The 21,695-nt window shown below is 67.4% G+C and carries 22 protein-coding genes and 2 tRNA genes; 13 read left to right on the top strand and 11 right to left on the bottom strand.

Annotation, left to right across the window (positions count from 1 at the left end; all coding sequences use genetic code 11):
* Nucleotides 1-71: 71 nt before the first annotated feature.
* Nucleotides 72-935 (bottom strand): glycoside hydrolase, encoded by an 864-nt coding sequence (locus EO081_RS11010; protein WP_221215042.1) that lies wholly within the window; start codon nt 933-935, stop codon nt 72-74.
* 119 nt (nt 936-1,054) lie between these two features.
* Between EO081_RS11010 and EO081_RS11005 the strand changes: the two genes are divergently transcribed.
* The 3 genes from EO081_RS11005 (at nt 1,055) to EO081_RS10995 (ending at nt 7,717) form a co-directional block, all read left to right on the top strand.
* Nucleotides 1,055-4,012, top strand: coding sequence for a TonB-dependent receptor plug domain-containing protein (locus EO081_RS11005; RefSeq protein ID WP_240697639.1), 2,958 nt, complete (start codon nt 1,055-1,057; stop codon nt 4,010-4,012).
* Nucleotides 4,013-4,075: 63 nt separating this feature from the next.
* Nucleotides 4,076-5,848, top strand: coding sequence for a DUF885 domain-containing protein (locus EO081_RS11000; RefSeq protein WP_129341966.1), 1,773 nt, complete (start codon nt 4,076-4,078; stop codon nt 5,846-5,848).
* 42 nt (nt 5,849-5,890) lie between these two features.
* On the top strand, nt 5,891-7,717 hold the full coding sequence (locus EO081_RS10995; RefSeq protein ID WP_129341965.1) for a DUF885 domain-containing protein: 1,827 nt from the start codon (nt 5,891-5,893) through the stop codon (nt 7,715-7,717).
* Between the two features lie 123 nt (nt 7,718-7,840).
* Here EO081_RS10995 and EO081_RS10990 read toward each other — a convergent pair whose 3' ends face one another.
* The 4 genes from EO081_RS10990 to EO081_RS10975 all read right to left on the bottom strand — a co-directional run bounded on the left by EO081_RS10990 (nt 7,841) and on the right by EO081_RS10975 (nt 9,434).
* Entirely contained in the window at nt 7,841-8,023 is a 183-nt protein-coding gene (locus EO081_RS10990; RefSeq protein WP_129341964.1) for a hypothetical protein, read from the bottom strand.
* A 135-nt stretch (nt 8,024-8,158) separates the two neighbouring features.
* Nucleotides 8,159-8,764 (bottom strand): DUF6055 domain-containing protein, encoded by a 606-nt coding sequence (locus tag EO081_RS10985; RefSeq protein ID WP_129341963.1) that lies wholly within the window; start codon nt 8,762-8,764, stop codon nt 8,159-8,161.
* Nucleotides 8,765-8,811: 47 nt separating this feature from the next.
* Nucleotides 8,812-9,039 (bottom strand): hypothetical protein, encoded by a 228-nt coding sequence (locus EO081_RS10980; protein ID WP_129341962.1) that lies wholly within the window; start codon nt 9,037-9,039, stop codon nt 8,812-8,814.
* A gap of 305 nt (nt 9,040-9,344) precedes the next feature.
* Nucleotides 9,345-9,434 (bottom strand) — tRNA-Ser (locus tag EO081_RS10975).
* A 130-nt stretch (nt 9,435-9,564) separates the two neighbouring features.
* Between EO081_RS10975 and hspQ the strand changes: the two genes are divergently transcribed.
* Nucleotides 9,565-9,945: a heat shock protein HspQ gene (hspQ, locus tag EO081_RS10970; protein ID WP_129341961.1), complete on the top strand. Its 381-nt coding sequence runs from the start codon at nt 9,565-9,567 to the stop codon at nt 9,943-9,945.
* Nucleotides 9,946-10,043: 98 nt separating this feature from the next.
* Here the strand turns inward: hspQ and EO081_RS10965 are convergent.
* A tRNA-Ala gene (locus EO081_RS10965) sits at nt 10,044-10,119 on the bottom strand.
* Between the two features lie 213 nt (nt 10,120-10,332).
* On the opposite strand from EO081_RS10965, the gene EO081_RS10960 reads away from it, so the two are divergent.
* Entirely contained in the window at nt 10,333-11,679 is a 1,347-nt protein-coding gene (locus EO081_RS10960; RefSeq protein ID WP_129341960.1) for a DUF2171 domain-containing protein, read from the top strand.
* 104 nt (nt 11,680-11,783) lie between these two features.
* Here the strand turns inward: EO081_RS10960 and EO081_RS10955 are convergent, their stop codons facing one another.
* The 5 genes from EO081_RS10955 to ypfJ all read right to left on the bottom strand — a co-directional run bounded on the left by EO081_RS10955 (nt 11,784) and on the right by ypfJ (nt 14,887).
* Nucleotides 11,784-12,788, bottom strand: a complete 1,005-nt coding sequence (locus EO081_RS10955) for a zinc-dependent alcohol dehydrogenase family protein (protein WP_129341959.1) — start codon at nt 12,786-12,788, stop codon at nt 11,784-11,786.
* 67 nt (nt 12,789-12,855) lie between these two features.
* On the bottom strand, nt 12,856-13,035 hold the full coding sequence (locus tag EO081_RS10950; RefSeq protein ID WP_125962215.1) for a hypothetical protein: 180 nt from the start codon (nt 13,033-13,035) through the stop codon (nt 12,856-12,858).
* 25 nt (nt 13,036-13,060) lie between these two features.
* On the bottom strand, nt 13,061-13,504 hold the full coding sequence (locus EO081_RS10945) for a YaiI/YqxD family protein (RefSeq protein ID WP_129341958.1): 444 nt from the start codon (nt 13,502-13,504) through the stop codon (nt 13,061-13,063).
* A gap of 8 nt (nt 13,505-13,512) precedes the next feature.
* Nucleotides 13,513-13,989: a GreA/GreB family elongation factor gene (locus EO081_RS10940; protein ID WP_129341957.1), complete on the bottom strand. Its 477-nt coding sequence runs from the start codon at nt 13,987-13,989 to the stop codon at nt 13,513-13,515.
* A 4-nt stretch (nt 13,990-13,993) separates the two neighbouring features.
* Nucleotides 13,994-14,887 (bottom strand): KPN_02809 family neutral zinc metallopeptidase, encoded by an 894-nt coding sequence (gene ypfJ, locus EO081_RS10935; protein ID WP_129341956.1) that lies wholly within the window; start codon nt 14,885-14,887, stop codon nt 13,994-13,996.
* Between the two features lie 124 nt (nt 14,888-15,011).
* Here ypfJ and EO081_RS10930 point away from each other — a divergent pair, with 124 nt between their 5' ends.
* The 8 genes from EO081_RS10930 (at nt 15,012) to EO081_RS10895 (ending at nt 21,625) form a co-directional block, all read left to right on the top strand.
* Nucleotides 15,012-16,184, top strand: a complete 1,173-nt coding sequence (locus tag EO081_RS10930) for a patatin-like phospholipase family protein (protein WP_129342487.1) — start codon at nt 15,012-15,014, stop codon at nt 16,182-16,184.
* A gap of 19 nt (nt 16,185-16,203) precedes the next feature.
* Nucleotides 16,204-16,989, top strand: coding sequence for a 3-hydroxybutyrate dehydrogenase (locus EO081_RS10925; protein ID WP_129341955.1), 786 nt, complete (start codon nt 16,204-16,206; stop codon nt 16,987-16,989).
* Between the two features lie 107 nt (nt 16,990-17,096).
* A complete protein-coding gene (locus EO081_RS10920) occupies nt 17,097-17,711 on the top strand; it encodes a DUF4893 domain-containing protein (protein ID WP_240697638.1) in 615 nt (204 codons plus the stop codon).
* Between the two features lie 61 nt (nt 17,712-17,772).
* A complete protein-coding gene (locus tag EO081_RS10915; RefSeq protein WP_375781655.1) occupies nt 17,773-19,092 on the top strand; it encodes an amidohydrolase in 1,320 nt (439 codons plus the stop codon).
* Between the two features lie 133 nt (nt 19,093-19,225).
* Complete coding sequence (locus EO081_RS10910) at nt 19,226-19,846, top strand: 50S ribosomal protein L25/general stress protein Ctc (RefSeq protein ID WP_129341953.1); 621 nt, start codon at nt 19,226-19,228, stop codon at nt 19,844-19,846.
* Nucleotides 19,847-19,942: 96 nt separating this feature from the next.
* Nucleotides 19,943-20,515: an aminoacyl-tRNA hydrolase gene (gene pth / locus EO081_RS10905; protein ID WP_129341952.1), complete on the top strand. Its 573-nt coding sequence runs from the start codon at nt 19,943-19,945 to the stop codon at nt 20,513-20,515.
* 10 nt (nt 20,516-20,525) lie between these two features.
* A complete protein-coding gene (locus EO081_RS10900) occupies nt 20,526-21,131 on the top strand; it encodes a TIGR02466 family protein (RefSeq protein WP_129341951.1) in 606 nt (201 codons plus the stop codon).
* 215 nt (nt 21,132-21,346) lie between these two features.
* Nucleotides 21,347-21,625 (top strand): hypothetical protein, encoded by a 279-nt coding sequence (locus tag EO081_RS10895; protein WP_129341950.1) that lies wholly within the window; start codon nt 21,347-21,349, stop codon nt 21,623-21,625.
* The last annotated feature ends 70 nt before the right edge of the window (nt 21,626-21,695 follow it).

Raw genomic sequence — 21,695 nt, 5'->3', positions numbered from 1 at the left:
GCTCGACTCGGCAGCGCGCAAGGAGCCTGCAAGCCCGGCTGCAGCCCCTGCCAAAAGGAGGGCCCGACGGTTCAGCATATCTCGGCAGTCGACTTGGGCACAGGCCCTGGCGGAACCCGAGCGGGGTGCTGGTAGAAGACGTCCCCCTCGAGCCGATGGCTGCGGCCGTACACTTCCTCAAGCACTGCATAGAGCGCTGGGTCATAAGACAGCAGGTCATTCGCCGACAGCACCCGGCGGCCATCGATCACGGCCAGCCGATTGGAATTGAACCAGAACTGGGTGCCCTCTGCCCAGTATTCATCGACGGTGGTTTCGGCATATTCGCCCTGCCACCGGCCCGCTGCGCGGGCCGCCGCATAGGCGCGCTCCACCCGGCCATAGAGCAGCGGGTCGGCCCCGCGGACGCCTTCCAGGATGTTGTGCGAGAACTCGTGGACCAGGATGTTCTCGCCATAGTAGCGCGTGCCCGGCACACCCATCAGGTTCTCGGCGGCCCCCGAAGTGAAGATCCCGCCCATTCCGCGGGCGCGGCCGTTCCAATAGGCACGATCGCTTAACCGCCCGATGCGCGCGTCGTAGTGCTTGCGCTCGCACCGTGTGAGCCGGGGATCGTCGCGTGCCGGCTTCTTCCAGTCGCGATGCTCGGGCAGGTCTACGGTGCCCTCGTCGATCGCCATGATCGCGACCCGTGTTCCGCGCGCAATCAGCACCTGTCGGATATCTGGTCGCTCAAGCAGCATGACCGTCGCGATGTCGCGCGCGTTCAACAGCGCGAGATCCGGCACCTTGGCGGAGGCAATGACGGGTATCCCGCCAGCATCGGCATAGCGCTTGTAAAAAGGGTCGAGGTTTAGCTCGGAGGGCGGCGGCCGAATTGCCTGCACAGCGTAATCGGCAATGCCCTGCCCGGCGGCCTCGCCGCTGGCACTCATCAACAACAGCGCCAGCGCTGCGTCCTTAAGGCTTCGCCAGCATCGACGTTGACAAGCTGCAAACATCATGTTCGTATTTAGTATACCGTATTTTGGTCTTTGCAAGCGGGGGCGCTGACATGACTGGTTCGATCCACAAGATGTCGATCACAAAGGCTGCCTTGCTGGCGACTTGCCTGATGGTCCCGCTCCACGCTTCGGCACAGACCCACGCCCCGGTGGCCGACCCCGCAGAGACCACGGCTAACGATTCGGCGGCAGCCCCTGTCGACTCCAGCGGCGATATCGTGGTCACCGGCTCGCGCATCCGCCGCTCGGCGGCGGACAGTCCTTCCCCCCTGACCGTGCTCGATTCCGGCCAGATTCGCGCCGCCGGTACCCAGCAGATTGCCGATGTGGTCAACCAACTGCCGAGCCTCGCCGTCACCCAGACTAACCAGACGAGCAACCTGGCAGGCAACGCCGGCATCAATGCGCTGGACTTGCGCGGAATGGGCACGCAACGCACGCTGGTGCTGGTTGACGGCCGGCGCCAAGTGCCCGCGATCCCGGGCACCTCGGCCGTGGATGTGAGCAACATCCCGTCGAGCCTGGTCGAACGCGTGGAGATCATCACCGGCGGTGCATCGGCGCTGTATGGCGCCGATGCGGTAGCGGGCGTCGCGAACTTCATCCTCAAGAAGGATTTTCAGGGGGTGGAGGCCAACGCGCGCTACAGCGCTTCAACGCGCGGCGATCTCGACACCTACAGCTACGACCTGTTGGCCGGCACCAACTTCCACGAGGGGCGAGGCAACATCAGTGCCTATGCCTTCTTCGAGAACCAACCCGGGCTAGTGAGCGGCAGCGACCGCCCGTGGACCGCCGACGGGTACCCGATCTATGTGCGTCCCAACAGCCGCGTCCCCTACACGATCTCCGATCACAACCGGAACATCAACACGGCGGACGCAGCACAGGTCATCCTCGGCGGGCGCCTGTACGCGGTGAATGCGAACGGCAGCCTGCGCGACCCGATCCTGGGGCCAGGAGGCTTCATCAACGCAGCACCCGTTAACCTGAACGGCAACGCCGATGCGCTCGGCACCCTCCTGACCGACGGCGGCGAGTACAACGGTCGCTACGACGGCTGGCTGCTGAGCGTGCCGTCCGAACGCATCTCCACCCGCGCCAGCGCGAGTTACGAGGTAAGCGACGCGCTGAAGCTCTTCGCGATCGGTACTTTTGCCCGGACGCGGTCGACCTCCGCCTCGCTGCAGATGACGTCATTCGGGTCGGATGTCGTCCCAGCCGACAGTCCCTTCATAACCCAGCAGATGATTGACGCCGCAGGTGGCGCGATTCCCGAAGGCGGCCTGTATTTCGCCCGGCGGTTCATGGAACTGCCGCAGCCGAGCACGGAATACGACCGCAGGCTGTTCCAGGGCACCGTCGGCGGTGAGGGCAACTTCACCCTCTTCTCGCACCCGTGGAACTACTCGGCCTATTATTCCTACGGCCGCACCGAGCAGCGGATCCGCGACGTCAACGCCACCGCCTATGATCGCTGGTATCTGGGGCTCGACTCGACTCGCGGCGCCGACGGCACCGCGGTCTGCCGCAGCACGCTTACCGATCCGGGCAACGGCTGCGTCGCGATGAACCCGCTGGTGCCGCTGACCCAGTCGATGATCGACTACATCACCTACACCTCGCATTGGTCAAAATCGACGCTGACCCAGCAAGTCGCCTCCGCCTACGTCTCAGGAGGGCTGTTCGACCTTCCGGGCGGTGCAGTGCAGATGGTGCTGGGTGCAGAATATCGGCACGAAGAGAACGATATCGGCACCATCCCGGAATATGATCCCACCAGTTCACTCTACGATCCGACGATCGGAACCTCGGCGACACCGCTGGTAGGCAAGTACAGCGTGAAAGAGGTGTTCGGCGAGCTGCACGTCCCGCTGCTCAGCGATCGGCCGTTTTTCGATCTGCTGTCGATCGACGGCGCGGCCCGGCTTTCGGACTATAGCACCGCTGGTAGCACCACGACGTACAAACTCGGTGGGGAATGGGCACCGATCGCGGACATCCGCTTTCGCGCCACCTACGGTCGGGCCGTGCGCGCGCCCAACATCGGCGAGCTCTACACCGCCAGCAGCACGTCGGGGCTGTGGATCACCGACCCGTGCAACGCCTATAATCTGGCGAACCGCGTCGACCGGAGCGAGTACACCGCCGCCAACTGCGCCGCGATCGCGCCGTCGGACACCAGCACCTATTGGGTGTATCGCGACATCATCGCGCAAGGGAATCTGGACCTGAAGCCAGAGACGGCGAAGACGCTCACGCTCGGCGTCGTGCTCAAGCCGCGTTTCCTTCCGCGGCTGTCCGTAGCAGTCGACTATTACAACATCGACCTGCGCAACGCGATCGATGCCTTCCCCGCACAGACGCTGATCAACAAGTGCGTGGACCAGGCCTCCCTCGACAACATCTTCTGCCCGCTGATCGGGCGCGATGCCGATGGCAACCTCCAGTCGGTGATCACCCAGAAGCTCAACCTCGCCAAATATCTGACGCGCGGCGTCGATATCAGCGCTACCTACAACGTGCCGCTAGAGCAGCTGGGCCTGGGCGCCGGTGCGGGCACGCTGTCGGTCGATGCCAACTACTCGCGGCTGATCAAACGCGAATACACGCTCGACCCCGAAGATCCCGCGACGATCACCGAGTATGCAGGGGTCTTCGGTACCCCGAAGTGGAAGGGAGTCGTCCGCACCACCTATGCGAACGAGGGATATGGCCTGACCTGGACGCTGCGGCACTATTCGCCGATGCGCGCCAGCACCACCATCACGGCCGAGCAGTATCAGGACGTCTGGACGCCCGACGTCTTCTACAACGACATCTCGGGCTATGTGTCGCTCACGCCGCAGATCGAGTTGTCGGGCGGGCTGACCAACGCCTTCGATCGAAAGCCGCCGCGCATCCCGGGCGCCGAGGCGGGAGGCGCCAACTTCGAGCTCGGCTACTCCGCGGGCGTGTACGACGTGATCGGGCGCACCTTCTTCCTGGCGCTGCGCTTCCACCGCTGACGACCATGCCGCTGCGTGATGGCCGGAGCGACCCACAATCGTCTCCGCGAAGGGAGATAGGCGATGAAGATTTCCTCTGCAGTTGCACCAGCCTTGGCGCTGACTCTGGCGGTGGGAACGGCACCCGCAGCTTCGCAGGAACCGGCTGCGCCCGCAGCGGCCAGGACCAGTGTTGCCGACGCACAACTCAAGACGCTGCTGGACACGGAATGGGCATGGCGGCTGGGCGAGTTTGGCGGCGATGAGGAGGCGGGCGTGAATGCGCCCGATCACCTGCCGCGCGTCGACGCCGCAAGCCAGCAGCGTCGCCTCGCTTATTGGCAGTCGGCGTTGCGGACGCTGGACGGCATTCCCGAGGCCGAGCTGTCGGCCGAGAACCGGATCAACGCGGCGGTGTTCCGCACCTCGCTCGATGCTTCGGTGTCGCAGATCAAGTTCCGCGAATATGAGCAACCGTTCGGCTTCTGGACCTGGATGGCACCGCGCGCCGGCTACCGTTCGGTGGCGGAGTATCGCGCGTATCTCGGCCGGCTGCGCGACATGCCGCGCTATCTCGCTGAACAGACCACCAACCTGCGGGCCGGGCTGAAGCGCGGGTTCACGCCCCCGCGCGTGGCGATCACCGGTCGCGAAGCCACGATCCTGCCGTTGGGGAGCGGTGACGCGGCGGCGAACCCGCTGTTCCTGCCGTTCGCCAATTTTCCCTCCAGCATCCCGGAGGCAGAGCGGGCAGCACTGGAAGCGGAAGGACGGACAGCGGTCGCACAAGCGGCTGCGGCATTCGCCAGGCTGCAGGCGTTCGTTCGCGACGAGTATATCCCGGGTGCGCGCACCACCATTGCGGCCGAGGCGCTGCCCGACGGCACGGCATATTACCGCGCCAAGATCCGCGAACACACGACCACCGACCTCACGCCCGAGCAGATCTACGCGATCGGCGAAAAGGAGGTCGCGCGCATCGACGCCGACATGCAGGCGACCATGAGGCAGGCGGGCTGGAAGGGAGACTTCAAGTCGTTCCTGCACTTCCTGAAGACCGATCCCCAGTTCACCGCGAAGTCGCCCTACGAGCTGGTCGCCAAGTCCGCCTATGTCGCGAACAAGGCCTATGGGCAGCTGAAATTCACGGTCGGCCTGTTGCCGCGCTATCGTTTCTGGATCGTGCCCACGCCAGCGAACATCGCGCCGTTCGCGACCGGTGGGAACGGCGGGCTCGAAAGCTGCCTGATGAACACCTACGACCTGCCCGCGCGCCCGCTCTACACCATCCCGCCGCTCACCCTGCACGAGTGCGTTCCCGGACACAGCTTCCAGGCCGCGCTTGCGCTGGAAGGCCCCGACCGGCCGGAGATCCGCAAGACCACCTACTTCTCCGGCTATGGTGAGGGCTGGGCGCTCTACATGGAGTGGCTCGGCACCAAGATGGGCATCTACGAAACGCCCTATGAAGAGTTCGGCCGCGAGACATACGAGATGTGGCGAGCGGCGCGGCTGGTGGTCGACACCGGCCTGCACAGCAAGGGCTGGAGCCGCCAGCAGGCGATCGACTTCATGGCGGCGCACACCGCCCTCTCCGATCACGAGATCCGCATCGAGGTGGATCGCTATCTTGCGACACCCGGCCAGGCGCTGGCGTACAAGCTCGGCGAGATGCTCATCCGGCGCAAGCGCGCCGATGCGGAGCGCATCCTGGGCGCATCCTTCGACCAGCGCTGGTTCCACGACGTCATCCTGCAGCTGGGGTCGGTGCCGCTGCCGGTGCTGGAGGCAACCATCGATGCCTGGATCGCTGGCGGCGGCAAAGACCCGTACGCCAAGCCCAGGCTACCGCAGTGATCGTCAGCGCGTGTTGCCAATCCTGAACGAAAGGAGCCCCGCATGCCGGTGAGCCGTACGTCCCTCTTCCTCACGCTCTCCCTGGTCGGCGCGGGCGCGGCGCCCTCCCCGCTGCTCGCGCAATCCGCAGGCGTGACCACCACCCTTCCCGCGCCTGCGGCCGACGGCCCCGCCGATACGAAGCTGCGCGCATTGTACGAGGCAGAGTGGAAGTGGCGTCAGGAACAGTTCGGATCGAGCGGCCGCGGGGGCCACGCCCGCGGCAGTCGGCTACCTGCGGTTGATGCCAGGACGCAGGCGACGCGGCTCGCCTATTGGAACGACGTCCTGAAACAGCTCGATGCAATCCCGCGCGACCAGCTGTCCGCCGAGGAGCAAATCAACGCGGACGTATTTCGTGCCGTAGTGAGCGGCTACGCGACCGACATCCGCTACAAGAACTATGAGGCGCCGTTCAACGCGGACACCTTCTTCTGGACGGGGCTGACACCGCGCGAGGGCTTCGAGACCGCAGCACAATACCGCGACTACATCGCCCGCATGCGCGACGTGCCACGGTACTTTGACGAGCAGATCACAAACATGCGCGCCGGCCTGAAGCGAGGGTTCACGGTGCCGAAGGTGGCCACGATCGGTCGCGACAAGACGGCGGAGCCCTATAGCGTCGCCGACGACACCAATCCCTTTTGGGCGCCGTTCGCGCAAATGCCGAATGCCATCCCGGCAGCCGAGCAGGCACAGCTGCAACAGGAGGGCCGCGCCGCTCTGAACGATCTGGTGGTGCCGGCCTATGCGAAGCTGCTCCGGTTCCTGCGGACCGAATATATCCCGAATGCCCGCACCGAGACGGCAGCGAACAAGCTGCCCGACGGCGACGCCTATTACCAGGCCATGATCGAGAAGTTCACGACGCTGACGCTCACGCCCGAGCAGATTCACGCGATCGGCCTGAAGGAGGTTGCCCGCATCCGAGCCGAGATGGAGGCGACGAAGACGAAGGCGGGCTTCACCGGCAGCATGGCCGAGTTCATGACCTTCCTGCGCACCGATCCACAATTCTATGCCAAGACGCCCAAAGAATTGCTCGCGAACGCCGCCTACACGGCGAAAAAGGCCGATTATCAGCTGAAGCACGTCATCGGATTCCTGCCGCGCTACCGGCACGGCATCGTGCCGGTGCCGCCTGCGCTCGCGCCGATCTACACCGGAGGTCGCGGCGGGCTCGAGGCGTGTCAGATGAACACGTACAACCTGCCCGTGCGACCGCTCTACACCTTGCCGTCGCTTGTCGTGCACGAGTGCACGCCCGGGCACAGCTTCCAGGCAGCGCTCGCGCTCGAAGCGCCTGCGCGGCCCGAGTTCCGTAAGCAGGCGGGCTTTTCAGGATATGGCGAGGGCTGGGCGCTCTACATGGAGTGGCTCGGCACCAAGACCGGCATTTACGAAACGCCGTACGAGGATTTCGGACGACTGACCTACGAGATGTGGCGAGCGGCGCGTCTCGTCGTCGATACGGGCCTGCATCATTACGGCTGGCCGCGGCAGAAGGCGCTCGACTATTTCAGGGAGAACGTCGCGCTCTCCGAGCATGAGATCACGACCGAGATCGACCGCTACATCGCGTGGCCGGGCCAAGCGCTTGCGTACAAACTGGGCGAAATTCAGATTCGGCGGCAACGTGCCGAGGCAGAGGCCAAGCTCGGCGTGAAGTTCGACCAGCGGATCTTCCACGACGTGATCCTGCAGATCGGCCCGGTGCCGCTGCCGACATTGGAGCGCGCTGTGGACGCCTATATCGCGGCGGGTGGGCGGAACCTCAATCCGTGGCCCCGCAGCGTAGTGGCGGAGCAGACCGCAAGCGCGCCCTAAGGACCTGCCTTTGAGCAAACAGAATACCTCGCCAGAGCCGTCGAGCGGGCGCCTAGCAGGTATCTGTCTGTCGATGGAGCAGCATGCCGGAAGAGTGGGCGGGAACGTTGCAGCACTTGTCGCTCAATCGCGCCAACAATAATCCGGAATTTCCGTCACTTCATTCACCCGAACGGTCAACTGCGCCCCCCGGCGCTCGTCGCTGGTCGCAGCGGGATCGACGAGGCCATAATAATAAACGCCGGCGGCTGCCGATGCACCACGCTGCTCCACGTCGCCGATGTTCTGCCCTCCCCCGGCCAGCAAGATGCCACGCTCGAACTCACCGCGATCGTCCAGCCTTGGTTGCGCATCAGCACTTCAATCGGGTCCGCGTCCGCGGCGCCGACCCGTGGCGACTTGGTCCGAATGTCGTTGAGGACCCGTAGCCGAAGCGGTCCTTCAGATACTCCAGGAACTGCCAGTTGCAGTATCGCACCCGCGCGGAGCCAAAGTTGAGGTGCGGATAGTTGACCGACAGCACCGAGCAATGGGTCGTGGTCCGAATTCGGGCAGCTGGTGGGTCATCCAGTTGGCGTGGCTTTCGAACAGCCATCCGGTGAACGGCGAATCGCGCAATCCGCCGGAGCCGACCTGCAGCGCATGGGTCCGCTCGTGCGCCAAGCCGAACCTATCGCGTACACCGCCCAGGCCGATCCACGTGCCGAGTTGACCCAAGTTGTCGGCACCGCCGATCAGGCCGTAGTCCGCGCCGACAAAGACACTGACCTTGCGCTTTTCGGCGCGTGTGCAGTCGGGTTCGGGATAGCCGATGCGGCCGATGAACTCGCCCCAGACATACTCCAGGTGCTTGCCTGCAGCCTCGGCATCGGCCGCCGTCACCAACTCGCCCACCCAATGGAGGGCGAAATGATCCGTCTCCCGTCGCAGTGGCAATCGGGCGTTTGCCTGATCGGCAGGGTCGGTGGCGACTGCCCGCCACATGCCGGACACACAAGCCGGTGCGGGAGGCGCGACTTCCGTCACGACAGCCCCGGTGACTGACATCGCCGCCGTTGCTGGACCCGGTTGGCCGGCGACTGGCCGCTCTTAGCTCAAAAGGCGCGGCTGAATTGGCGCGGGGATAACGCCGCGACTTCTGTCAACTCTACCTTCATCAGCGGGTTGATCAGATGCTGCATGCGTGGATCAGCACCATAAAGGTTATCGCTACTGGGGGCGAGATCGCGCAGCTTGAATGCTGCGACCACCCCCGAACGTACCACGGTGCCCATACCCTTTCGATCAGCGCCACCGCCACGTTCAGGCCAGCGCAGGTTCACGCCGGCGCCTTATTGATGAAGATGCGATCGTGTTGCGAAGAACCGGTCGTGTATGACCTTGGCGCAGAGCCCGAGCATTGTCGCGTGCGCCCATCGAGCAGACTCATCGCGCCAAGCGGAAGGCGCTGGCACAGCCGAAGGAACCAGAACTCTTGGGTCGCCCGATCGACAGACCTACGCTGATGATGCCCCGGCTTTAGATGCCAAGCGTTCGCCGCCGTCCGCCTAAAGCCGCTGCAGAAGTGGGCACGCCGGTGGGCAGCGCCGCCGCCGATGCCCCTAAGTTGCTGTAAAATAAGAAGCTCTGGCGGAGAGGGAGGGATTCGAACCCTCGGAACCCTTGCGGGCTCAACGGTTTTCGAGACCGCCCCGATCGACCACTCCGGCACCTCTCCGCAGAGGTTTGGCGCGATCCGTTCCTGGAAAGAACGGCGCGCCGGTCAGCGAGCGGTCGCCGTTAGGCCAAAGCGTTCGGGAGTGCAAGCGCCTCCTTGTGCCTTTTTCCCGCGGGACTAGATATTGCGCATGATCGAAATGTCCGAGCCCCGGAATCTGCTGGAAGCGCCGGTGGCGATGCCGCCTGTCGCACATGCGCGTTTTTCCATCGGCGATGTCGTGCGCCACCGCCTGTTCGACTTCCGCGGCGTGATCTTCGACGTGGATCCCGTCTTCGCCAACAGCGAGGAATGGTATGCGGCGATCCCGGCCGAGGTGCGCCCGCGCAAGGACCAGCCCTTCTACCACCTGCTCGCGGAGAATGCGGAGGCGAGCTACATCGCCTATGTCAGCCAGCAGAATCTGGTGGTGGACGAAAGCGATGAGCCGGTCGAGCATCCCGCCATCCAGGGCCTGTTCGACGTCTATTCGGAAGGCCGCTACCGCTTGCGCCGCGAACACCGGCACTGAGACGCCGATCCAGTGGGCCCACAAGCTCCGAAGAGAGGCACCGATCTATCGCAATGTCCGGAGCGGCGTGCCGCCCGGCAATCCGGCGGCGGAAGGGGTGGTGGAGCTGAGGGGAATCGAACCCCTGACCTCTGCAGTGCGATTGCAGCGCTCTCCCATCTGAGCTACAGCCCCGCCCCGTTCCCGGCAAAGCCGGGGCCGCTCCCTTAGCGGGGCTTTCGGGGCGATGCAACTGTCCCCGTGTCGCAAAACCACCGCTCGTCGTGCGCCGAACGGCACCCGCCGTGCGTCTAGCGCGCGGAACCGGCCCATCCTTAACCTGTTATAATTCCCGGAAGCCGCGCCACGAGACGCGGCGCCGCAGGATGACGTTTCAGGAGACGATCCATGGCGTATGAACGCTACCCCCGCGGCCGCGGTACCGCGGGCGACTATGGCCAAGATTTCGGCTCCGGCCGCGACTACACCTATTCCAGCGCCCGCGACTATGCGGCGGCCGGTTCCGACGAGGATCGCGGACGCGGCGGCTACCGGCGCGACGAGGGCCGCGGCTATGGCGAGCGTGACTATGGCGGCCGCGACTACGGCAACCGGGACTATGGCGCGCGCAGCTTCGGCGAAGGTTCGGGCGGATACGGCGGCGGGCGCTACCGCGACCGCGGGTCGAGCCAGCCCTATCGCGGCAGCTATGCGAGCGACGGCCACCGCTTCACCGACGTCGACAGCCAGGACGAGGGCAGCAGCTGGGATCGCGACAACCGCTACGGCGGCGATCGCAACTCCGGCGGCCGGTACCTGAGCGACCGCGACCAGCGCCCTCGCGGCTATGGCGCGTCCTCGGGCTATGGCGAGCGCGGCTTCGTCGATCGCAGCCACGGCGAACGCGGCTATGGCGAGCGGAGCTACGGCGAGCGGAGCTATGGCGAGCGGGAGCATCGCGGCTATGGCGCGCAGAACCGCTATCGCGACCGGGACGACCTCGACGAGCGGCGCTTCGGCGGCCGGCCGCAGGGCTATGACCATGACGAGCGCGGCTTCCTAGAACGTGCCGGCGACGAGGTTCGCTCGTGGTTCGGCGACGAAGAGGCCGAACGCCGCCGCGAGCTCGACCAGCGCTACGACGAGCAGCAGGAGCGTCGCGACGACCGCTATGGCCGCGATCCGCACTACAGCAGCTGGCGCAGCGCCCAGCTCGCCGAGTTCGATCGCGACTATGACGAATACCGCCAGGAAAATGCGAGCAAGTTCCACAACGAGTTCAGCAGCTGGCGCACCGAGCGGCAGGGCCAGCGCACCTCGCTGAACCGCGTTCAGGAGCATATGGAAGTGGTCGGCTCCGACGATCAGCACGTCGGGACCGTCGACAAGGTCCGGGGCGACCGGATCATCCTGACCAAGAATGATGCCGACGCCCACGGCCGCCACCACTCGATCCCCTCGCGCTGGATCGAGACGGTCGACGACAAGGTGAAGATCCGCAAGACCGCGGACGAGGCGAAGCGCCACTGGCGCGACGAGGAGCGCAGCCAGGCGATGTTCGGCGACGAGGCGCAGGGCGCTTCGGGCGCGGGCCGCAGCACCGGCACCTCGGGCACGAGCGGCTCCAGCACCACCGGCACGCTGGGCACGGTGGGCGCCACCGCCAACACCGGCGGCACGTCGGGAACGGGTACTGCCGCGGGGTCGGGCACGACCGGCGGGACCACCCCTCAGGGCGGCTCAACCTTCCGCTGAGCCCCCGAGCGCTGCCGGGCTTCCCCCTGCCCGGCAGCACCTACGGCAAGGGCCCGGACTTCGGTCCGGGCCCTTTTTGTATCCCTGGCGTACCTAGGGAGGCGCTACCACGCGACGCCGATCTTGCCGAAGTGGCTGCCGCTTTCCTCGTAGCGGAAGGCATCGGCCAGTTCCTCGAGTGCGAAGCGCCGGTCCACCACCGGGCGGATGCCGGTCGCCTCCAGGGCGGTGACGAACGCCTGCTGGTCGGCGCGGCTGCCGACGATCAGCCCCTGCAGCCGTGCCTGCTTGGCCATCAGGGCCGCGGTCGGCACCTCGCCGCCTCGCCCGGTCAGCACCCCGATCAGCGAGATGTGCCCGCCGACCCGAACCGCCTCGATCGACTGGGCGAGCGTACCCGGCCCGCCGACCTCCACGACATGGTCGACGCCCGTCCCGCTCCAGTCGCGCACCCGGCGGCCCCACTCGGCTTCCGAACGATAGTTGAGCGTGAAGTCCGCGCCGAGGCTCCGGGCGCGTTCCAGCTTCTCGTCGGACGAAGAGGTGATCGCCACCCGCGCGCCCATCGCCCTGGCGATCTGCAATGCCCAGATCGAGACGCCGCCGGTGCCCAGCAAGAGCACCGTGTCGCCGGCCTTGAGGTTTCCGTCGACCACCAGCGCGCGCCAGGCGGTGAGGCCGGCGGTGGTGATCGTCGCCGCTTCCACCGCGTCATAGCCCTGGGGGGCACGCGTAAAGGCGGTGGCGGGCAACACCACCCGCTCCTGCGCGAAGCCGTCGATGCCGTCGCCGGGCGTCCGGCTGAAGTCGCCGATCCTGGGCGGTCCGGCGAGCCAATCCGGGAAGAAGCAGGACACCACTGAGTCACCGACGGCGAACTCGCTGACGCCCTCGCCGACCGCCTCCACGGTGCCGCCGCCGTCGGCCATCGGCACGCGCCCATCGTCGGTGGGCATGGCGCCGGTCGCCACGCCATAATCGTGGTAGTTGAGCGAGCTCCCGTGCAGCGCCACGCGGATCTCGCCGGGGCCCGGATCGCCCGGCTCGGGCCGCTCCTCCAGCCGCAGTCTGTCGAGGCCGCCGGGGGCGGCTAGTGTCATCGCCTTCATCGTCTGCTTCTCCTGTTCGGGACGCAGGCACAACGCAGGCGACGGCGCGGGTCTCCCGCCCGGGCGATCAATGCAGCTTGGCGATCGGCAGCCCGTCTTCCTTCGCGCGCTGCTTCACCGATTCCTCGCTGCGGGTGAGCGCCTTGGCGATCGCCTTGAGGGCCATGCCCTTCTTGGCGAGCGTGTGCAGCTTCTGGATCTCGTCGGGACGCCACGGCTGGCGATGGCGTTCGAAGCGTTCGGCCATGTCGGTTCTCCTTGGGAGCTCTGCGCTAGCCTGTCCGCGCGAGCCGCACCAGCAGCGCGTCGAGCGCCTGAAGGAAGCGCGAGCGGTCGGCCTTCGAAAAGGGCGGCGGTCCGCCGATCTGCTCGCCTCCGGCGCGCAGGTCCGCCATGATCGCGCGCACCGCGATGGCGCTTCCGATCGAGGCGGTGGTGAAGGGCCTGCCACTGGGCGCGACCACGCTCGCCCCCGCCTTCAAGGCCCGGTCCGCGAGCAGGATGTCGGCGGTGACCACCACGGATCGCGCATCGGCATGCTCGGCGATCCAGTCGTCGGCGGCGTCGAAGCCGCTGTCGACCACCACCCGCTCGACGCCCGGCGGCACCCGCAGCCACGCATTGCTGACGATCGTCACCTGCGCGCCGTGGCGCTCGGCGACGCGGTACACCTCGTCCTTGACCGGGCAGGCGTCGGCGTCGACCAGCACGCGCATGGCCCCGCTCAGGATTCCGCCTCCGCGATCGGCCGGGTGTCGAGCACCTCGATCGCCGCGGTACGGCCGCCGAAGTCGATCAGGTCGCCCACTTCCGCGCCCGTCATCGCGACCGCAAGCGGCGCGGTGAACGGGATCAGGCCGGCCGCGGGCTCCGCCTCGTCGCTGCCGACCAGCGACACGGTGCGGGTCTGCCCGTTTAGACGAAAGGTGACGCAGGAGCCGAACGCCACCTCGTCCTTGGGCGGGGGCGGCGCGATGGTCGCGGTCGAGAAGCGTGCGTGCCAGTAGCGCAGGTCCCGCTTCAACGTCGCGCGCTTCTCCTCGCCGGTTTCGGCCGCGACCGCCGCTTCCAGTCGCGCCACCTCGGCCTCGATCTTCGCCAGGCCCCGGCGGGTCACCAGATTCTGGCCGGGCGGCAGCGGCAGCTCGAACTTCGGCTCCTTGTGCTCGTCGTCGTCCTCACGTCGAAAGGCCACGCTCATCGGGTCAGATCGCTCCGGAAAAAGTATCGCATTTGGCCGGATCACCCGATTCCAGGCCGGTGCGCAACCACTTCATCCGCTGGGCGGAGGTGCCGTGGGTGAAGCTCTCCGGAACGACGCGGCCCTGCGCCTGCTGCTGCAGCGTATCGTCGCCGATCGCCTGCGCCGCGCGCATGCCCTCCTCGACGTCGCCCGGCTCGATGCGGTCGCGGTTGCGCGCCGCCCAGACGCCGGCATAGCAGTCCGCCTGCAGTTCCAGCCGCACCGAAGCGGCATTGCCCTCCGCCTGGCTCGAACGCTGCTGGATCGCCGTCACCTTTTCGGCAGTGCCGGTCAGGTTCTGGATATGGTGGCCGACCTCGTGCGCGATCACATAGGCCTGGGCGAAGTCACCCGCCGCGCCGAAGCGCTGGCTCAGCTCCTGGAAAAAGCTGGTGTCGAGGTACACGCCCTGGTCCGGCGGGCAGTAGAAGGGCCCCATTGCGGACTGGGCCGCGCCACAGCCCGACTGGGCGCCACCCTGGTAGAAGTTGATCGTGGCCGGGCGATAGGTGGCGCCCTGTTCCTGAAAGATCCGGCCCCAGGTCTGCTCGGTCGAGGTCATCACCCGGCACGAGAACAGCTCCGCCTCGGTATCGCAGGCGACGTTGTTGCCGCTGCCGGCGACCCGGCCCTGCTGCACGCTTTGGCCACCGCCGCCGCCCAGGATACCCCCTCCGCCGCTCATCATCAGATAGCCGACGACCACGACCGCCAGGATCGCAAAGCTGCCGCAGCCCATCCGCCCGCGGCCGAGCAACAGCGGCAACAGGCCGAGCAGGCCGAAGCCGCCGCCCCCGCCCCCGCCGCTTCCCAGGTCGCGTGCGTTCCGTGTCGGATCGAGATCGTCGAGACGCATCGCGCCATCCCTGTTCGTTGAAGGTCCGCAACCAAAATGCGCGGCGGGCCGGGACGTTGCACGGGTGCTGCCGAATGTGCGCATCCCGTTGATGCCGCGGCGCTTCCGGTCCATGGTCGCCGGGATGGCCGATGCCGATCCCAGCCTGCGCCGCACGCGCCGCAGCCGCGATGTCCTTCCCCTGCCCGACTGCGTGGCCCTGGTGTTGCAGGGCGGCGGCGCGCTCGGCAGCTATCAGGCCGGCGTGGTCGAGGCGCTGGAGGGCGCCGGCATCGAGATCGACTGGGTCGCGGGCATCTCGATCGGCGCGGTCAACGCCGCCATCATCGCCGGCAACCCGCCCGAACGACGCATGGAGCGACTTCGCGCCTTCTGGGAACAGGCGAGCAGCGCCCTGCCGCAGTTCCCGCTCCTTCCCGACGACCGCGTGCGCGAGGCGGTGCACGAATGGTCCGCCGCCTTTGTGCTCGGCCAGGGCGTCCCCGGCTTCTTCCGCCCGCGGCCCTGGCCCCCCGCCCTCGCCCTTCCGGGCAGCCGCGAGGCGCTGAGCTTCTACGACACCGCGCCGTTGCGCGACACGCTCGACGCGCTGGTCGACTGGGACCTGCTCAACAACGGTCCGGTGCGGCTCTCGGTCGGCGCCGTGAACCTGGAGAGCGGCAACTTCGCCTATTTCGACACCCGCGAGCGCCGCATCGACGCGCGCCACATCATGGCGTCGGGCGCGCTGCCGCCGGGCCTGCCCCCGGTGGAGATCGACGGCTGCTGGTACTGGGACGGCGGCCTCGTCTCCAATACGCCACTCACCCATGTGCTCGATCACCAGGACGCGGCGATGCTGGTGTTCCAGGTCGACCTGTTCGCCGCCGCCTCCGAACGCCCGCGCACGATCACCGACGTGCTGGCGCGTGAGAAGGAGATCCGCTTTTCCAGCCGCACCCGCCAGATCAGCGACGAACGCATGCGGCTGCGCCAGGAGCGCGAGGCGATCCGCAAGGTCCTCGCAAAGCTCCCTGCCGAGATGTCCGGGGATCCCGACGTGCAGGCGCTCGCCGCGATGGCGGCCGAGCTGCCGGTGAGCCTCGTGCAACTGATCTACCGCGCGAACGCCTGGGAGGGCGGATCGCGCGACTTCGAATTCTCCGCGCGCACCATGCACGAGCATTGGGTCGCCGGCCGTGCCGCCGTTGCCGAGACCATGGCCAACGCACGCGTCGTCGCCGCCGATCTCCTCGACGGCAAGACTGCCGCCTACGACCTCACCCGCACGCCGCCGCTGTCGCCGGCGCCGCGCTGATCAGCAAAAGGGCACTGCCATGTTCCTGAAGGGCAAGACCGCGATCGTCACCGGCTCCACCTCCGGCATCGGCCTGGCGATCGCCAGGGCGCTGGCCGCGGAGGGCGCGACCCTGGTCATCAACGGCTTCGGCGAGGGGGACGCAATCGAGCGCGAGCGCGCGGGGCTTGCCGAGTTGAACGGCGGCGCGGCCCGCTACGACGCCGCCGACATGACCAGGCCGGACGAGATCGCGGCGATGGTGGAGCGCACGGCGGCCGAGTTCGGCTCCGTCGACATCATCGTCAACAACGCCGGCATCCAGCACGTCGCGCCGATCGAGGCGTTCCCGGTCGACAAGTTCGACGCGATCCTCGCGATCAACCTGTCGTCGGCGTGGCACATGATGCGCGCCGCGGTGCCGCACATGAAGCGGAACGGCTGGGGCCGGATCCTCTCCACCGCCTCCGCCCACTCGCTGGTCGCGAGCCCCAACAAGTCGGCCTATGTTGCCGCCAAGCACGGCATCGCCGGCCTCACCAAGACGATCGCGCTGGAGACCGCCACCCACGGCATAACCGTCAACTGCATCTCGCCGGGCTATGTCTGGACGCCGCTGGTCGAACGGCAAATCCCCGACACCATGGCATCGCGCGGACTGACCCGCGAGCAGGTGATGAACGACGTGCTGCTCGCCGCCCAGCCGACCAAGGAGTTCGTGACCGCAGAGCAGGTCGCGGCCTTCGCACTGTACCTGTGCCGGGACGAGGCCAAGGCGATCACCGGCGCCAATCTCTCCATGGACGGCGGCTGGACCGCTGCCTGACGGCGCTTGCGCTTGCGCTTGCGGATCGAAGCGGCAAGCTTGGTCGTTCGACAAAACAAAATCGGATCGGGGGGATGGTGCGGATGCGAATTGGCGGGTGTTGGACGGTGTTGGCGGCGGCACTGCTCGCGAGCGGGTGCGCCCATGGTGGAGGCGAGCGTTCCGCCGTCGCCGCCACGCCGAGCCCCTCGCCCGACTGGCGCTCGATGGCGACCGCCGCCGATCGCGACCGGCTGCGCAACTGGCGCACCGCCTGGATGGCGGCACTGGCGGCTGCACGGGTGATTAGTCCGAAGGAAGTGGCCGCGCAGGGAGAGTTGTTCGATCCGGACCTGGCGCTGCCCGGCTCGCCTCCACCGCCCGGCGACTATCGCTGCCGCGTCTTCAAGCTCGGCACTGGTCGCGCCGCCACGCCCGGCTACGTCGCCTATCCCTTTTTCGACTGCCGCATCGAGCAGGAGGGGGATGTGCTGAGCTTCTACAAGCGCACCGGCTCACAGCGTCCGGTCGGGCTGATCCTGCCCGACAGCGACGTGCGCGGCATCTTCCTGGGCACGCTGATGCTCAGCGACGAGACCGCCCCCCTGGACTATGGCCGCGATGCGACCCGCGACATGGCCGGCCGGGTGGAGCGCGTGGCGGAGGGCCGGTGGCGGATCGCCCTTCCCTATCCCCGCTTCGAATCCACGCTGGACGTGATCGAGCTGGTTCCCGCCGGCTGAGCGACGCTTGCCAAGGGCGGGACGCCGTCGCACGCTGGCGTCGACTTCAGGGGGAACCGCCATGCATCCGATGTTCGCCGCCACTTTGCTCGCGACTGCGTTCTCCGCCGTGGCGTCGCCCGCCGCTGCCGAACCGGTTCGCGACGCAACGATGGCGGCACTGCCGCAGCTGACCGCGCTCTACCGCGAGTTGCACGCCGCACCCGAGCTCAGCCGGCAGGAGGTGAAGAGCGCCGCGCGCATGGCGGCCGAGGCGCGGAAGGCGGGCTTCACCGTTACCGAGAAGGTGGGCGGCACCGGCATCGTCGCGGTGCTGCGCAACGGCCCCGGCCCCACGCTGCTGATCCGGACGGACATAGACGGCTTGCCGGTGACGGAGGCGACGGGCCTCCCCTTCGCCTCGAAAGTCCGCGCCACCACCGCAGATGGCGTCGAAACGGGCGTGATGCACGCCTGCGGCCACGACACGCACATGGCGAGCTGGGTCGGCACTGCGCGCAACCTGTCGGCGATGAAAGGCCAATGGTCCGGCACGCTGGTGATGATCGCGCAGCCGGCCGAAGAAGTGGGGCTCGGCGCGCAGGCGATGCTGGCGGACGGCCTCTACACGCGCTTTCCCAAGCCCACCCACGCCATCGCCTTCCACGACAGCGCCGGGTTGCAGGCCGGGGTGATCGGCGTCCATTCCGGCTACACCTTCGCCAACGTCGACTCGGTCGACGTGGTGGTCCGCGGCGTCGGCGGCCATGGCGCCTATCCCAACACCACCAAGGACCCGATCGTGCTCGCCTCCCGCATCGTCGGCGCGCTCCAGACGCTGGTCTCGCGCGAGCTCGATCCGCAGACGCCGGGCGTGGTGACGGTCGGCAGCTTCCATGCCGGCGCCAAGCACAACATCATCCCCGACGAGGCGAAGCTGCTGCTGACCGTGCGCAGCTACACCGACGAGTCGCGCAAGCAGCTGCTCGACGGGATCGCCCGGATCGCGCGCGGCGAGGCCATCGCCGCGGGCATCCCCGAGGATCGCATGCCGACCGTCCGGGTCGAGCAGACCTACACCCCCGCCACCTTCAACACCGAGCCCTTGTCGGGCGAGCTGCGCACGCTGTTCACCGGCCGCTTCGGCGACGCGCGGGTGCGCGACGTGCCGGCCACCATGGGCGGCGAGGACTTCAGCCGCTATTATCTGGCGGACAAGTCGATCCAGAGCATGATCTTCTGGGTCGGCGGAGTGCCCGCCGACAACTGGGCGGCGGCGCAGGACGGGCTGGCGGAGTTGCCCTCGCTCCACAGCGCTGGCTGGGCACCGGATGCGGAGGCCGTGATCGGCACCGCGACGGAGGCGCTGACGGCAGCGGCGCTCGACGTGCTCAAGAAGTAGCGGCGGCCGCTCACGGCGGCGGTTCGCTTGCCTTTCGCCGCACTTTCGCCTAAGCGCCCGCCCTTGTCGTGCCGGGGTCATCCCTGGAGGCCCGGCCGGCGAACATGGAACCAAGCGCAATACGGAGACTGTGATGAGCGACCAGCTTACGCTGTCGGCCGAGACGCGCGATCGGGTTGGCAAGGGAGCCTCCCGTTCGCTTCGTCGTGAAGGCCGCGTGCCCGCCGTGATCTACGGCAACAACGAAGAACCGACCCCGATCCACGTCAACGGCCGCGAACTGATGCGCCTGCTGATGACCGGCCACTTCATGAACTCGGTCGTGATGGTCGACGCCGGCGGTTCGACGATCCGCACGCTGCCCAAGGACGTGGCTTTCGATCCCGTCACCGACCTGCCGGTGCACGTGGACTTCCTGCGCATCGGCGAGCACTCGACCGTCACCGTCCAGGTGCCCGTCGTGTTCACCGACGAGGAAGAGGCTCCCGGCATCAAGCGCGGCGGCGTTCTGAACGTCGTCCGTCACGAGCTGGAGCTGGTGGTCGACGCGGCGAACATCCCCGACCAGGTCGAGGTTTCGCTGAAGGGCGCCGAAGTCGGCGACTCGATCCACATTTCCGCGGTGACGCTGCCCCAGGGCGCGCAGCCGGCGATCGAAGACCGCGACTTCACCATCGCGACGATCGTGGCGCCGTCTGCGCTCAAGTCGAGCGAAGGCGACACGCAGACCGAAGTCGAGGATGCGGGCGCCTGAGCCCTTTCCTTTCCCGACATCGGTAAAGACAGCATCGCCTCCGCAACCCGTTGCGGGGGCGATGTTCTTTTGGAACACCCAAGCACGGGGACAGCCATGCAGCTCTGGGTCGGCCTGGGCAATCCGGGCCCGCAACATGCGATGCAGCGCCATAACGTCGGCTTCATGGCCGTCGATGCGATCGGCGAGGTGCACGGCTTCTCCCCGCCCAAAAAGGCGTTCCACGGCTGGGTTCAGGAAGGCCGCATCGGCAGCGAGAAGCTGCTGCTCTTGAAGCCCGGCACCTACATGAACGAGAGCGGCCGCTCGGTCGGCGAGGCGATGCGCTTCTACAAGCTCACGCCGGCCGACGTGACGCTGTTCCACGACGAGCTCGACCTGGCCCCCTTCAAGGTGAAGGTGAAGACCGGCGGCGGTGCTGCCGGCCACAACGGCCTGCGCTCGACCGACCAGCACATCGGCAACGACTATCGCCGCGTCCGGCTCGGCATCGGCCACCCGGGGCACAAGGACCGGGTGACCGGCTATGTGCTCGGCAACTATGCCAAGGCCGAGATCGAGGACCTGTCCGACATGCTGGGCGCGGTCGCGGCCGAGGCGGAATGGCTGGCGCGCGGCGACGACGTCCGCTTCATGAACGAGGTCGCGCGGCGGCTGCAGCGGGACTAAGGAAGCGACCATGCCCGTCCGCCACCTCTTCACCACCCCGCTCTACCAGGAGCAGATCGGCCAGCCCGAGCTGATCGCGGAGCTTGAGGAAAGCGTCCGCGCGCTCGCCGAGGACGACATTGCCGGCAAGCGCTGGTCGCGTGAGCACCGCTACCGCGGCTACACCAGCTATGCCTCGCTTGACGACCTGCCGATCCGCGATCCGGCGTTCGCCGATTTGAAGCGCCTGCTCGACCGCCATGTCGCCCGCTTCGCGGAAGCCTGCGCGATGGACCTGGGCGGGCGCCGGCTGAAGCTCGACAGCCTGTGGGTCAACCTGCTCAAGCCCGGCGGCGGCCATTCCGGCCACATCCACCCGCACAGTGTCGTCTCCGGAACCGTCTATGTCGCCGTGCCCGAGGGTGCCGGCGGCCTCAAGCTGGAGGACCCGCGCCTCGCACGGTTCATGGCGGCCCCGCCCCGCCGGCCGGATGCGCCCGAAAGCCTCGCCACCTTTGTCGAGGTGAACCCCGAGCCCGGCACCATCCTGTTGTGGGAAAGCTGGCTTCGGCACGAGGTGATGCCCCACGCCGGCAAGGGCGAGCGGATCAGCGTGAGCTTCAACTACCGCTGGTAAGGGGAACGCCGGGGCGGGCTGGACGGTTGAAGGGGGAACCCAGCCAGAAAGGACCGTCCCGATGATCCAGGATCCCAACCCCGACGACCAGTCCACCGAGAACCAGAACCAGGACGAACTGGAAGAAGCGCAGGCCGAGGCCGCCGAGGAGCGCGAGGAAGAGGGCGGCTACCAATAAGCCGCCCCCCCATCCCCAGCAGACCGAAAGATCGCCCATGAGCCACACCCCGCCCGTCCCTGACGCGAACCAGGCCCCCTACCCGCGCCACGCACCTCCCCCGCCGTCACCGGCATTGGCAGAGACGGCGGCGCGTGCAGCCACCCGCCGCGCGCAAGAGGAGGCCGATCGCGAGCGGACGCGCAGCCTGACCCTGGCGACCCTCGCCGGCGTCGGCATCGGCGCGCTCGCGATCGGCGCCGTGCTGCTGCTCTCCCGCGACAGCGAGGCGCCCAAGGCCAAGGCCAAACGCAAGAAGGGCGCGAAGAAAGCCTAGCCATCGCGGCGGTGCCGCAGCACCCGGCTGGTCAAGGGAGCCCGAAAGCCCTATGCGGCGGGCTTCACCT

This window comes from Sphingomonas desiccabilis, from assembly GCF_004135605.1.
GTDB classification, from domain to species: Bacteria; Pseudomonadota; Alphaproteobacteria; order Sphingomonadales; family Sphingomonadaceae; genus Sphingomonas; species Sphingomonas desiccabilis.
Note: the sequence above shows the minus strand (reverse complement) of the source record. Positions and strands in the feature narration are given on the sequence as shown.